14 protein-coding genes are annotated in these 12803 nt (G+C 75.1%); 9 read left to right on the forward strand and 5 right to left on the reverse strand.

Going from position 1 to position 12803, the window contains the following annotated elements; translation table 11 throughout:
• From CCN39_RS26395 to CCN39_RS26405, 3 genes are all read left to right on the forward strand, one after another.
• Positions 1-1191, forward strand: a 1191-nt coding sequence (locus tag CCN39_RS26395) for a cytochrome P450 (RefSeq protein ID WP_208630386.1), incomplete at its 5' end; no start/stop codon positions are given.
• Positions 1192-1255: 64 nt separating this feature from the next.
• Positions 1256-3769 (forward strand): AfsR/SARP family transcriptional regulator, encoded by a 2514-nt coding sequence (locus tag CCN39_RS26400; protein WP_086846362.1) that lies wholly within the window; start codon positions 1256-1258, stop codon positions 3767-3769.
• Between the two features lie 3 nt (positions 3770-3772).
• Positions 3773-4417 (forward strand): tetratricopeptide repeat protein, encoded by a 645-nt coding sequence (locus tag CCN39_RS26405; protein WP_086846364.1) that lies wholly within the window; start codon positions 3773-3775, stop codon positions 4415-4417.
• Between the two features lie 66 nt (positions 4418-4483).
• Here the strand turns inward: CCN39_RS26405 and CCN39_RS26410 are convergent, their stop codons facing one another.
• The 3 genes from CCN39_RS26410 to CCN39_RS26420 are packed head-to-tail and all read right to left on the reverse strand — an operon-like array spanning position 4484 to position 6432.
• Complete coding sequence (locus tag CCN39_RS26410; RefSeq protein WP_086846366.1) at positions 4484-5215, reverse strand: metallophosphoesterase family protein; 732 nt, start codon at positions 5213-5215, stop codon at positions 4484-4486.
• On the reverse strand, positions 5212-6021 hold the full coding sequence (locus CCN39_RS26415) for a nucleotidyltransferase family protein (protein ID WP_086846368.1): 810 nt from the start codon (positions 6019-6021) through the stop codon (positions 5212-5214). The genes CCN39_RS26410 and CCN39_RS26415 overlap by 4 nt, the downstream gene beginning before the upstream one ends.
• Positions 6022-6051: 30 nt before the next feature.
• Positions 6052-6432, reverse strand: a complete 381-nt coding sequence (locus CCN39_RS26420; protein WP_086846370.1) for an STAS domain-containing protein — start codon at positions 6430-6432, stop codon at positions 6052-6054.
• 112 nt (positions 6433-6544) lie between these two features.
• Between CCN39_RS26420 and CCN39_RS26425 the strand changes: the two genes are divergently transcribed.
• The 6 genes from CCN39_RS26425 to CCN39_RS26450 all read left to right on the forward strand — a co-directional run bounded on the left by CCN39_RS26425 (position 6545) and on the right by CCN39_RS26450 (position 10978).
• Positions 6545-7009, forward strand: a complete 465-nt coding sequence (locus CCN39_RS26425) for an SRPBCC family protein (protein WP_086846372.1) — start codon at positions 6545-6547, stop codon at positions 7007-7009.
• Between the two features lie 6 nt (positions 7010-7015).
• Entirely contained in the window at positions 7016-7804 is a 789-nt protein-coding gene (locus CCN39_RS26430; protein WP_086846374.1) for a MerR family transcriptional regulator, read from the forward strand.
• A 78-nt stretch (positions 7805-7882) separates the two neighbouring features.
• Positions 7883-8974, forward strand: a complete 1092-nt coding sequence (locus CCN39_RS26435; RefSeq protein WP_244211016.1) for a hypothetical protein — start codon at positions 7883-7885, stop codon at positions 8972-8974.
• Positions 8974-9396, forward strand: coding sequence for a phage holin family protein (locus CCN39_RS26440; protein ID WP_086846376.1), 423 nt, complete (start codon positions 8974-8976; stop codon positions 9394-9396). The genes CCN39_RS26435 and CCN39_RS26440 overlap by 1 nt, the downstream gene beginning before the upstream one ends.
• Positions 9393-10004, forward strand: a complete 612-nt coding sequence (locus CCN39_RS26445; protein WP_086846378.1) for a DUF3618 domain-containing protein — start codon at positions 9393-9395, stop codon at positions 10002-10004. The genes CCN39_RS26440 and CCN39_RS26445 overlap by 4 nt, the downstream gene beginning before the upstream one ends.
• A gap of 314 nt (positions 10005-10318) precedes the next feature.
• Entirely contained in the window at positions 10319-10978 is a 660-nt protein-coding gene (locus CCN39_RS26450) for a lytic polysaccharide monooxygenase auxiliary activity family 9 protein (protein WP_086846380.1), read from the forward strand.
• Positions 10979-11021: 43 nt separating this feature from the next.
• Here the strand turns inward: CCN39_RS26450 and CCN39_RS26455 are convergent, their stop codons facing one another.
• Both CCN39_RS26455 and CCN39_RS26460 read right to left on the reverse strand, forming a co-directional pair.
• The gene (locus CCN39_RS26455; protein ID WP_086846382.1) at positions 11022-11807 is read right to left on the reverse strand and encodes a sugar phosphate isomerase/epimerase family protein; all 786 of its coding nucleotides are present in this window, start codon (positions 11805-11807) and stop codon (positions 11022-11024) included.
• 165 nt (positions 11808-11972) lie between these two features.
• Positions 11973-12767 carry a hypothetical protein gene (locus tag CCN39_RS26460; protein ID WP_086846384.1) on the reverse strand — a complete coding sequence of 265 codons (795 nt, stop codon included), beginning with the start codon at positions 12765-12767 and terminating at the stop codon, positions 11973-11975.
• Positions 12768-12803: the final 36 nt, after the last annotated feature.

Consider the following 12803-nt stretch of genomic DNA (forward strand, 5'->3'; position numbering starts at 1 on the left):
CCGGCCGAGCGGATCACCGCCGAACTGCGGCGGTCCGCCGAGGCCGGCGAGGCGTGGCCGGGCGCGCTTTCGACGTGCTACCTGCGGCTCTTCGGCGAACAGCTCTTCCCCGGCCTGCCCGCGCGGGCCCGGCGGACACTGCAGGAGGCCCTCGCCGCATCCGACGGGCTCGACCGCACGAGCACAACCCTGCGGCGGCTGCGCGGCCGGCTCGCGCACAGCCGGGCCGACGCGGCACTGCACCGCTGGGCCACCGGCCGCGCCGAGCCCCTCCCCGACGCACTGCGCACCGCACTCGGCTCGGCCGACGACGTGGCCCTGGCCCTGCACGGCCTGGTCGGAGCGGTCTGCCGAGCCGCGGCCATGGTGTTCGCCTGGACGGTCCTGCTCGACCGCGGCTGGCGGCCGGGCATGCCGGCGGGCACGACCCTGCGGCCGGCCGGAACCACCTCACCACCGGCGAGCCCGACGATGCCGCCCGCGAGCCCGACACCGCCACCGACCGGTATGCCCCGGCGGCCCGCCGCAACCACCTCACCGCCCGCGAGCACCACACCACCACCCGCCGGTCCGCCCCAGCAGCCCGCCGAAATCACCTCACCGCCCGCGAGCACCACACCACCACCCGCCGGTCCGCCCCAGCAGCCCGCCGCAACCACCTCACCGCCCGCGAGCACCACACCACCACCCGCCGGTCCGCCCCAGCAGCCCGCCGGAACCACCTCACCACCGGCGAGCCCGACACCAGCCGGTGCGCCCTCGCGGCCCGCCCCGGTGACCGAGCCCGCCGCCCATCGCGTCCGCGAGGCACTGCGGTTGTGGCCCGTCGCCTGGCTGCTGTCCCGCAAGGTCACCGCGGCCACCGAGCTGGGCGGCGTCCCGCTGGCCCCGGGCGACCGGCTGTACCTGTGCACCTACCTCCTGCACCGCGACCCCGGCGTCTGGGCCGAGCCCGCCGAGTACCGCCCAGGCCGCTGGGCCGCCCCGCCCGAGGGGCACAAGGCCCGTTACCTGCCCTACGGCTTCGGCAGCGCGGCCTGCGTCGGCTCCCGGTTCGTGAACCAGGCGACCGCGAAGGTGCTCGAGTGCGCCGGCGCCCTCGACGACTTCGACCTGCGGATCCTCGAACCCGAGCCGGTGTTCGGCTCCCTGCTCTCCCCGCCGGTGGCGCAGCCCGTCCGGCCCATCTGACCGATTCCCGCTACCCTCACCGCGGGATGACCGGTTCGTCCGGTCAGCGGGGGGTGCGGAAAGAGTGCTCAGCTTCGGGGTGCTGGGACCGTTGCAGGTCCTGCGGGACGGCGAGCCCGTCCCCATCACCGGGCCCAAGGTGCGGGCCCTGCTGGCGGCGTTGCTGATGCGGGCGAACACGACCGTCTCCCTCGAGCGGCTCACCGAGCTGCTCTGGGGCGGCGACCCGCCGGAGACCGCGCGCAAGAGCCTCCAGGTGCACGCGGTCCGGCTGCGGCGGGCCCTCGGCGACGGCGTCATCGAAACCCAGCCGACCGGTTACCTGCTGCGCGTCCGGCCGGCGCAGCACGATCTGCTGCGGTTCCGCGAGCTGGTCGCCGCCGCGCCGGGCGAGCCGGATCCGGAGACCGAACGCGAACTGCTCGCCGCCGCGCTCGCGTGCTGGCGCGGGCCGGTGCTCGCCGACGTCCCGGCCGACGTGCTGAACCGGGAAGGCGTCGAGCAGGAGCGGCTGCGGGCGCAGGAGCGCTACTTCGAGGTCAGCCTCGAGCTGGGTCGGCCCGGCGAGATCACCGACGACCTGGCGCGGGTGACCCGCGAACACCCTTGGCGGGAGGCGTTCTGGGCGCTGTACCTGGAGGCCCTGCACCGCTCGGGCCGCCGCGCCGACGCCCTCGAGGCCTACCGCGAGGTGCACCGGATGCTCACCGCTGAGCTGGGGGTCGGTCCCGGCGAGCGGCTGCGGCGCGCCCACCGGGCCGTCCTCGCCGACGAGACACCCGACGAACCGCCCACCGCGCAGCCGGAGTTCCGGCCGCGGCAGCTGCCCCCGGACGTCGCCACGCTCGTCGGCCGGGCCGCCCTCATGTCCACTTTGGACGAATCGGTGGGCCGGGCGGCCGGCACGCACCCGCCGATCGCGTTGCTCGTCGGGCCGGCCGGCGTGGGCAAGACGACCGCCGCCGTGCACTGGGCGCACCGCGCCGCGCGGCACTTCCCGGACGGCCAGCTCTTCGCCGACCTCCAGGGCTACTCGACCGTCCCGGCGCTGGCCCAGCTGGAGGTGCTGACCCGGTTCTCGCACGCGCTCGGCGTCCGCCCCGGCCAGGTGCCGACCGAGCTCGCCGACGCCGCCGCGCTCTACCGCTCGGTGCTCGCCGACCGGCGGGTGCTGATCGTGCTGGACAACGTGGCCGGGTCGGACCAGGTGCGCGCGCTGCTGCCCGGGAGCCCGGGCTGCGCGGTGCTGATCACCAGCCGCGACCGGCTCTGCGGCCTGGCCGCCACTGTGGACACCCGGCTGGTGGAGCTGGCCGAGCTGCCGCCGGACGACTCGCTCGCGCTGCTCGCCTCGGGCGTCGGCGAGGAGCGCGTCGCGGCCGAGGACGCCGCCGCACGCGAGCTGGTGCGGCTGTGCGCCGGGCTGCCGCTCGCGCTGCGGATCGTCGCGGCGAACCTCGCGCTGTGGCCGGACCGGTCGCTGCACGGCTACCTCGCCGAGCTGGCCGGCCCCGATCTCGAGCAGCTCGGCGTCCGGCGGGCCTTCGACCTGTCCTTCGACGCCGTTTCCCCCGCCGCGGCCCGGTTCTTCCGCCTGCTCGGGCTGGTGCCCGGTGCCGACGTCGGCGTGGCGGGCGCGGCGGCACTGGCCGGAACGGACGAGCCCCACGCCCGCCGGCTGCTGTGGGAACTGGCCGCGAGCCACCTCGTGCAGCCCCGCGGCGGCGACCGGTTCGGCCTGCACGACCTGCTCCGCGTGTACGCCGCCGAGCGGGCCCGCGAGGACCTTCCGGCGGCCGAGCGGACGGCCGCCCTCGACCGGCTCTTCGAGTACTACCTGCGCGGCGCGGCCGGCGCGGCGACCGCGCTCTACCCGGACCTGCAACGGCTGCCCGACGCACCGGAGGGCGGCGAAGCCGTCGAGCCGGCCGAAGCGCGCCGCTGGCTGCTGGCCGAGCACGGCAACGTGCTGTCCGCGATCCGCCGGCCGGCCGAGCAGGGGCCGTTCGCCTGGCGGGCGGCCGACCTGCTGCGCGGTTTCTTCCACTCGCACCGCCTCGACGCCGAGTGGCAGGCGGCCGCGACCGCCGGGCTGGCCGCCGCGCGGCGGGCCGGGGACGAGCGGGCGGCCGGCGCGATGCGGCACAGCCTCGGCGCGCTGGCCTGGAGCCGCGGGGACTACGAGACGGCGCTCGCGGAACTCGAAGCCGCCCAGGCGTCCTACCGCGCCGCCGGTGCCCGCGAAGGCGCCGACTCGGTGCTGCACGCGCTCGGCGTCGTGCACCTGGACCTCGGCCGGCTCGACCGGGCGATCGAGCACTTCACCGCGGCGCTGGCGGGGACGCTGCGCAGCGGCGCGTCGATCCGGGCGGCGAACGGGCTGATCAACCTCGGTGCCGTGCTGATCGAGCACGGCCGGCTCACCGAAGGCATCGAGCACAACGAGCGTGCCCTCGACCTCTGCCGCCGGCTCGGCTCACCGCACGCGGCGGCGATCGCGCAGTGCAACCTCGGGTACGGCTACCGCGTGTCGGGCGACCTCGCCCGCGCCGGGGCGGTGCTGACCGAGGCCCTGTAAGCGTTGCGGGAGCTGGGTTCCCGCGACGACGAGGCGGACGCGCTGGTCCGGCTCGCGGCGGTGCACCGGGTGACCGGCGACCTCGAGCGGGCGTGGCCCGCGGCGCGGCTGGCGGTGACGGTGGCGCGCGAAGCGGGCAACCAGCGGTTCGAGGTGGACGCGCTCGGGGCGCTCGGCGACCTCCACCGCCAGGCGGGCGACCCGGCCGCGGCGCTGGCGGAGTACACCGAAGCCCACCGGCTGGCGGAGAAGATCGGCTACCTGCGCGGCCGGATCGCCACCCTGATCGGTCTGTCCACTGTGGATGTCGCCGACGCGGCCACGCACGCGGAGGCGGCGGTGCGCGAGGCCGAGGAGGGCGGCTTCCGGCTGCTGGCCGAGCAGGCCCGGACCAGCCTGGCGTGGGTGTCCTTCAACGCGGGTGCGCCGGCGGCTGCGGAACGCCTGGCCGAGCAGGCGATCGCCGGGTTCCGGGCGAGCGGGCACCGGCTGGGCCAGGCGTACGCCTTCGTGGTGCTCGGCCGGGCCCGCTCGGCCCTCACCGGCCCCGGCGCGGCCAGGGCGTGCTGGCGGACGGCCGAGGAGATCCTGGCCGCGGCCGGCGAGCGCCCGGTGCTGGCGGCGGTGCGGGCGCTGCTGGCGCAGTGACCTCCGGCCGACCGCGGTGAACGACGCCTTCCCGGCGCCGGACGTCAGGAAGGCGTCTTCACCGCGTCAGCGGCGCGCGGACAGCTCCGCCGGGTGCAGCTCGTAGAGCGCGTACGCCTTCCGGATCACCGGCTGCGCCACGTTCCGCACCCGCACCCCGCCGGGTGTCACGCCCTGCTCGCACCCGAAGTGCGCGTGCCCGTGCAACGCCAGGTCCGCGCCGACCTCGTCGATCGGCTCGCACAGCAGGTACGACCCCAGGAACGGGTGGATCTCGGGTGGCTCGCCGTGCAGCGTGCCGGGGATCGGCGCGTAGTGGGTCAGCGCGACGACAACGTCCGTGTGGAGGGTTTGCAACGCTTTGCGCAACGAATCGGCCGACGCCATCGTGTGCTCGACGAAGTCCTTCATCTCCCGCTCGCCGAACCGGCTGGCGCACTTGCCGGCGAACCCGCCGCCGAAGCCCTTGACGCCCGCGACGCCCAGGGAACCGTCCGGCAGGTCGTACCGGACCGCTTCGCCTTCCAGCACGTCGACGCCGGTCTCCCGGAGCAGGTTCGAGATCATCTCGCCGGCGTCGCTGTGGTGGTCGTGGTTGCCGAGGACTGCGGCGATCGGCACGCCGAGCCCGGCGAGCTCGTCGGCCACCACGCGGGCCTCCTCGACGGTGCCGTGCCGGGTGAGGTCCCCGGCCAGCAGCAGGACGTCGGCGGTGCCCGCCAGGTGTTCCAGGGCCGGCCGGAGCAGGCCGCGGGAGTCCTCGCCCAGGTGCACGTCCCCGACCGCGGCGATCCTCATCGGCCGATCTCCTCCGCGCTCGCCGGTTCGCGGACGTCGGCGACCCGGACGTCGTTGTGCACCAGCTCCCCGGTCAGGTACTCGCCGACGACGGCGTCCACCTCCGCCTTGCGCGCCGGGCAGGTGACTTCGCCGGTGAGGTGGACGTGCTCGCCCCGGACGGTCACGTGCACGCCGAGCTCGGCGGTGCGGGGGTCTTCGGCGAGCGCCCGGCTGAGCCGGGCGACGAGGTACTGCGGTGGTTCGGGCACGAGGGCCTCCTTCGGGTCGATCACGGCCAGGTCGCCGAGCAGCGCCAGGAACGCCCGGGCGTACGGGGACGCCGACACCTGCACGGCGACGTCGGTCCAGTCGACCTGCTCGCGCAGGTCACGGGCGATCCGCAGCAGCGGCGCGAAGTCGCACCGGTGCGCGCTCAGCACGAGCAGCTTGTCCACCAGCAGGTCGGTGCCGGAGACGACCGGCGCCGCGGTGGACCCGATCCGCATCAGCGCGGCGCGGTCGAGCAGCTCGTCGGTCACCGGCCGGTGGTTGGGGCCGTGGATGAGGTCGACGAGGATGTCGCCGTCGTAGACCTTCGTCAGCCAGTCCTCCGGCGGGTGCACGCGGCGCAGGCCCGCGGCGGTGAGCACCTCCGCGGCCCGCTCCGCGTCGCCGGGCTTGAGGAACAGGTCGACGTCGTGGTCCGACGGCGGCCCGCCGCGGGCGTACACGGCGAGGCCGCCCGCGACGGCGAACCGGATGCCGGTGCCGTCGAGCGCGGTCACGACGCGGGTCAGGCTCTGCAGCAGCGCCTCCGCTTCCATGGCGGGGGATTACCCGCGACCGGGCCGGCCCTAACCGCCGTTCGCCGGCCGCTGCCGGATCCACGCGCGGGCACCGTCGACCGTCGGGTGCAGCTCGAGCGTGCCGTCGAGGCGGGTGACCTGCAGGGACCGCAGCACCGGGCGCCCGGTGGCGACCAGCGCGAACGGCAGGTCCGCGGCCGTCGTCTCGCTGACGAGCTCGGCGATCACCTGCAGCCCCGCCGACCCGCAGAAGGTGATCGCGCCGAGGTCCACGATCAGCGCGCCCGGCCGGCCGGCCAGCGCGGCCCTGGCCTGCGCTCGCAGCACCGGCGCGGTGCCCAGGTCCAGATCGCCGGCCGCCGCGACGACGACGGCTTCCGGCACGGTGCGGACTCGCACCGTCAGCGCGGGCGTCCGGTGGTCGGTCACGGGTGCTCCCTTCCGTCGCTGCCGACCCTAGAGTGGTTGCATCGTTTTGTCATCGATTTGCCGGGTATCCGGGGAGCGGACCAGCCGCCCCACAGAGAGAGGACAGCCGGCGATGAGCACCGTCACCGAATCCGTCGACGTCGAGACCGACGTCACCACCGCCTACAACCAGTGGACGCAGTTCGAGTCCTTCCCGCACTTCATGGAGGGTGTCGACGAGATCCGGCAGCTCGACGACACCCACACCCACTGGAGGATCAGCGTCGGCGGGCAGACCCGCGAGTTCGACGCGACGATCACCGAGCAGCACCCGGACGAGCGCGTCGCCTGGAAGTCCGACTCCGGCCCGACGCACGCGGGCGTCGTGACGTTCCACCGCCTCGACGACCGGCACACCCGGGTCACCGCCCAGCTCGACATCGACCCGGAGGGCTTCGTCGAGAACGTCGCCGACAAGCTCGGCATCCTCGACCGCCGCGTCAAGGGCGACCTGGGCCGGTTCAAGACCTTCATCGAGGACCGCGGCGGCCGCGAGACCGGCGCCTGGCGCGGTGACGTGGCCCGCCCCGGCCACTGACCGCCGGTGTCCCGGCGCCCGGCCGCCCCCGCCGTCACCTGGACGGCGGGGGCGGTCGCGCGCATGCTCGGCCTGCCCCCGTCCACGCTGCGCGCGTGGCACCGGCGGTACGACCTCCCGCTGTCGGCGCCGCAGACCGGCAGCCACCGCCACTACGGGCGGGCGGACATCGACGCGCTGCTCCGGATGCAGCACCTGATCGGGCAGGGGCTCGCCGGGGAAACCGCGGCCGCACGGGCCTTCGGCGCGGGCGCGACCGACGTGGGCACGCTGCTGGCCGCCGTCCGGGAGCTGAAGCTCGACACCGCGGCCGCGCTCCTCGACGCGCACCTGGCCGATCGCGGCGTCCCGGACACCTGGGACGAGCTCTGCCGCCCGGCGCTGAAGGCGCTCTGCGGCCCGGACGCCGACCAGTGCATCGACCTGGTGCACGGGCTGTCCTGGGCGATCGCCGCCGCCCTGCACCGGATCCCCACGCCCACCGGCGCCGCGCCCGCGGTACTGCTGGCCTGTGTGGACGGTGAGCGGCACACGCTGCCGCTGGAAGCCCTCCGGGCGGCACTGGCCGAACACGGCCGCGAGGCACTGTTCCTCGGCCCGTCCGTTCCGGAAGCCGCGCTCCGGCACGCGATCGACCGGGTCCGGCCCGCCGCGGTCGTGCTGTGGAGCAGCCGCCCGGTGACTCCCCCGAGCGGGATCCCGCTCGTCCTGGGCGACCCCGGCCGGCCGCGCCCGGACTCCCTCCGCGACGCGGTGGCGCTGCTGACCCGGTTTATCCCCCCGCCGCCCGGGTAGCCAGCCGCCCGACCAGGCCGATGGGTCGCCATCGGCACCCACGAAGGCGCGGAAGTGCCTTTCCCGCAGGAGGTCGCGATGACCCAGGGACCCGGCGGTCAGTCACCGCCGCAGCAGCAGGGCAGCGGATCGCCGTCGACGCCCGAAACCGCCAAGGACGAGGCCCGCGAGGTGGCTGCCACCGCCGCCGACCGGGGCGGTGAAGTGGCGCAAACGGCCGCGGACCAAGCGAAGCACGTGGCCGCGCACGCCCAGCGGGAAGCGCGCGACCTGGTCCGCGAAGGCCGGGAGCAGCTGCAGTCGCAGGCCAGGGACGGCCAGCGGAAGGCGGCCGAGAGCCTCCACCAGCTGGCCGGTCAGCTGGAGCGGATGGCGGAGCAGACCGACTCCCCCGGTCTCGCCGGCGACGTCGCCCGCCAGGTGTCGGACCGGACGCGATCGGTCGCCGACTGGCTCGAGCACCGCGAACCGGGCGACCTCCTGGACGAGGTGCGGCGGTTCGCCCGCCGCCGTCCCGGCACGTTCCTGGTGGGAGCGGCCGTTGCCGGTGCCCTCGTCGGGCGGCTCACCCGGGGCGTCGTCGCGCAGCAGAAGGAGGAAAGCTCCCCGAACGGCCGCACGGACGCCCCACGGCCGCACGCCGGCCCCGCCGCGACACCGCCGGTGCCGGGTGCCGCCGCGCCGGGTGTTGCGCAGCCGGGCGACGGCGGGCACGCGGGCCCCCAGCCGGGACAGGCGCCCCCCGGCGGCAACGCGCCGCACCCGGCAGGCCTCGCACCGCCGGGCACGGCCCCCGGCGGGTACAACGGGCCGCAACCCACGGAAGACCTTCCCCAGCCGAGCGGCCACAACACACCCCACCCAGCAGGCCTCGCGCAGCCCGGCACAGCCCCCGGCGGATACAACGCGCCGCAACCCACGGAAGACCTTCCCCAGCCGAGCGGCCACAACACACCCCACCCAGCAGGCCTCGCGCAGCCCGGCACAGCACCCGGCGGATACAACGCGCCGCAACCGACGGAAGACCTTCCCCAGCCGGGCGGTCAGCCGCAACCCGCAGGCGGGCTCGCGCGGCCGGGCCGGGCTTCCGGCGAGCACGACGTGCCGCAGCCGCCGGATGCGCTGCCGCAGCCGAGCCCCCGGTTCTCCGCGCCCGGGCAGGTGCCGTGATGACGCAGGCACCCGGCCCCCGCACCGGGGAACCCGTCGACGTCGCCGAGGCCTCGGTCGGCGAGCTGATGTCGAACGTCATGAAGGACCTCTCCACCCTGGTGCGGCAGGAAGTGGAGCTGGCCAAGGCCGAGGTGAAGGCCGAGGCGGGCAAGGCCGCGAAGGGCGCGGGCATGCTCGGCGGGGCCGGGTTCGCCGGCTACCTGGTCGTGCTGTTCCTCTCCATCGCCCTGTGGCAGGGCCTGGCGAACGTCATGGATTCCGGCTGGGCGGCGCTGATCGTCGCGGTCGTGTGGGCGATCGCCGGGGCCGTGCTCTACGCGACGGGACGGCGGGAAGTCCGCCGCGTCAACCCGAAACCCGAACGCACCGTCGAGACCCTGCAGCAGGTCCCGGACGCACTGAAAGGCGAACGACCATGACCGAACCGGAGCGGATCCGCCGCGAAATCGAAGGCACGCAACGCAGTCTCAGCACCGACGTGAACGCCCTCACCGAAAAGGTGACCCCGGGCCGGATCGTCGAACGCCGCATCGGCCGGATGCGCACCGTGCTGGGCACCGCGCGGGATCGCGTCATGGGCACGGCGTCCGGCCACGCGTCGACGGCGGGCGACAAGGTCGGCTCGGTCGCCCAGCTGACCCAGGACAAGGTGAGTTCCGCCGCCGACGCCGTCAGCGAAGCCCCGGAGTCGGTCCGGCGCGGCACGCAGGGCAACCCGCTGGCCGCCGGCCTGATCGCCTTCGGCGCCGGCTGGCTCGTGTCGTCGTTGCTGCCGGCGAGCGAGCCGGAGCGCCGGCTCGCCGCCCAGGCGACCGACCTCGCCCGCGAGCACGTGGCCCCGGTGGCCCAGCACGCGGCCGAGGAGCTGAAGGAGAACCTGCGCGAGCCGGCCCAGCGGGCGGCCGGGTCGGTGAAGTCGGAGGCCGCCGACGCGGCGTCCACGGTCAAGGACGAAGCGCGGTCGGCGACCGGCGACGTCACCGAGCGGGCCCAGGAAGCCCGGGAGAACGTGCGCGCGCGGAGCTGACCGGCGGGCCGGGGGCGCGGCCCCGCCCCCGGCCCGCGCGTAGTTCCGGTGACAATTTTTCCGGATACACCCGTGCGGAGCAACCGGCCGCCCCGGCGTTGACCGGCCGTCCCCGGCCCGGGACCGATCGGGCGGCCCGGGATCCGCGCCCTTCCGCCGTTCAGTAACCGTTCAGTCCGGCTGCGTGCCGGAAAACGCTGTCCCGCAACGGTTCCCGGAGATCGGGTTGTGGCCAGGCGCCGGGACGTCCGCGTATGGTCGTCCGGCGCAACCTTGGGAGCGCTCCCAATCCGGCCCCGACGAAGGAGGACAGCGTGGTTCCCCGACGCAAGACCTTGCTTTCCCTGGTGGTGACGGCCGTGACCGCCGTGCTGCTGGGCGGCGTGCTCACCGGCGTCGCCGACGCGCACGGGTCCGCCACCGACCCGCCGTCGCGCAACTACGGCTGCTGGAACCGCTGGGGCAGCGACTTCCAGAACCCGGCCATGGCGACGAAGGACCCGATGTGCTGGCAGGCCTGGCAGGCCGACCCGAACGCGATGTGGAACTGGAACGGGCTCTACCGCGAAGGCGTCAAGGGCAACCACCAGGGGGCGATCCCCGACGGGACGCTGTGCAGCGGCGGCCGCACGCAGGCACCCCGGTACAACGCGCTCGACACGGTCGGCGCGTGGCAGATGGCGAACAAGGACAACCGGTTCACCCTCACCATCACCGACCAGGCCCGGCACGGCGCCGACTACCTGCTGGTGTACATCACCAAGCAGGGCTTCGACCCGGCGACCCAGCGGCTGGGCTGGGGCAACCTCGAGCTGGTCGCCCAGACGGGCAAGCTCGCCCCCGCCGGGCAGTACCAGGTCGCGGTGAACGCGGGGTCCCGGACGGGGCGGCACATCGTCTACACGATCTGGCAGGCGAGCCACCTCGACCAGTCGTACTACTTCTGCAGTGACGTGAACTTCTCCGGACGCTGACCGGGCCCGGGCCGCGGGAGCAGTCCCGCGGCCCGGCTCACCGTCATGCTGCGGGTACGTAACGCTCGAACCAGGCCGCGGCGGCCCGCAGCGGGACGTCGACCGGCGGAATGCCGGGGTACCAGGCTTTTTCCCATTCGAGTGACACCCACCCGGACCACGAACGCAGCAGGTCACCGCACGCGCCGAGCGGAACGGCGCCCTCCCCCGGCGGCACGGGCGTCGGATCCTCCCGGCTGCCGACGTCCTTGACCTGGAAATAGCCCAGGTAGGGGCCCAGCACCTCGTTCGTGACGGCCGGATCTTCACCGGCCCGCCACGGGTGGACGGCATCCCACAGTACGGCGGCCAGGTCCGGAGCGCCGAACCCCTCGACCAGCCGCCGCGCGGCAGCCCCGGTGGGATGCGAGTCGTGGGTCTCGACGAGCAGCCGCACCCGGGCATCCCGGAGATCGTCGAGGACGGCGGCGATGCGGGTGTGGGCGCGGTCGTCCCCGTCGCCGTCGCCGCCGGGGAAGACGCGGATGTGCGGGGCGCCGAGGCGGTGGGCCAGGGAGATCAGGGCTTTGAGCTCGTCGACGACGGGCCGGTCGGCTCCGGGAGCGGCGACTTTGGCGTAGCCGGCCAGACAGGAGATGGCCAGGTCTTCGCTGTCCAGGAGGGACCGGACGGCATCGGTGGCGCGCGCGGTGAGTCCCAAGTGGACGTCTTCATCGGGGTGGACGCGCAGTTCGAGGCCGGTGCACCGGTGGGCTTTGGCGGTGCGCGCCGCGTCGCGGACGGGGATGCCGGGCATGCCCAGCGTGCTCACCGCGAACTGCCAGCCCATCGACGACCTCCCGGCTCGTGTGGTGGCGAGTGTAAGCGCTTTCAGCAGGGGGTGGACGCGGTGGCTGGTGACCGGCCTCGCGAACCTCTCCCCGACCGCCACCCACTCCGGGCACACCGAAGCCCGCGCCCGTGATCACCTCGGGCGCGGGCGTCGGCAGCCGGCTCAGTGGGCCTTGTTCTGCCCGCGGCCCGCGGGCGCGCGGCCGTTCGCACCGTCCGCCGCCTTGGCCGCCTGCTGCGCCGGCTTCTCGGCCGGTGCCGGCGGGGTCGCCGGGGTCGGCTTGGCCGCCGCGGGGGCAGGCTTGGCCGCCGCAGGCTGCGAGGCCGGCGTCGGGGTCGCAGCAGGCGTGGCCGCAGCAGGCGTCGCCGCAGCAGGCGTCGCCTTCTCCGGCGTGGGCTCCGACCCCTGTCCCGAAGCGTTCTTCTCCGCCTCGGCCAGCGGGTTCGGCCTGCGCATCTGCACCACCGCCACGATCGCCGCCGCCACCGCTCCCATGGCCACCAGCCACGGCCAGCGGGCTCGCTTCGTCCGCTCGCCGCGGGCCACGCTCTTGGCCTCCTGGAGCGCCACCGCCAGGTCACGCTTCGCCGTCGCCACGGCCTTCCGGCGCTTCCGGCCGGACTCGCCCGCCGAACTCACCACCGTGGCCACCGCCTGGGCCGCCTTGCGGCCCGGGTCGCGCATCTTCGAGGCGCGGGCCAGCACCTCGTCGCGGGCCGCGCTGGAGTTCGACAGCACGTCGCGGCGGGACGACCGGGTGCTCTTGTCGAGGTCCTTGGTCGCCGCCCGGCCGACCTTCGCTAGTTCGTCCTTGCCTTCGGCCAGCTTCCGATCGGTGATTTCGACCGCCCGCGCGGCAGCCGCCGCCCCCACCCGCGCGGCCTCCGCGGCGAGATCCCGTACGCCGGCCGCCGCCGTCTTCACCGATCGCCCGACCGGGGCGTCGCCCTGGCTCATGTGATCACCTCTCACTCGTCGCAGCAGGCATCACCT

The sequence above is a fragment of the Amycolatopsis kentuckyensis genome (assembly GCF_002155975.1).
GTDB classification, from domain to species: domain Bacteria; phylum Actinomycetota; class Actinomycetes; order Mycobacteriales; family Pseudonocardiaceae; genus Amycolatopsis; species Amycolatopsis kentuckyensis.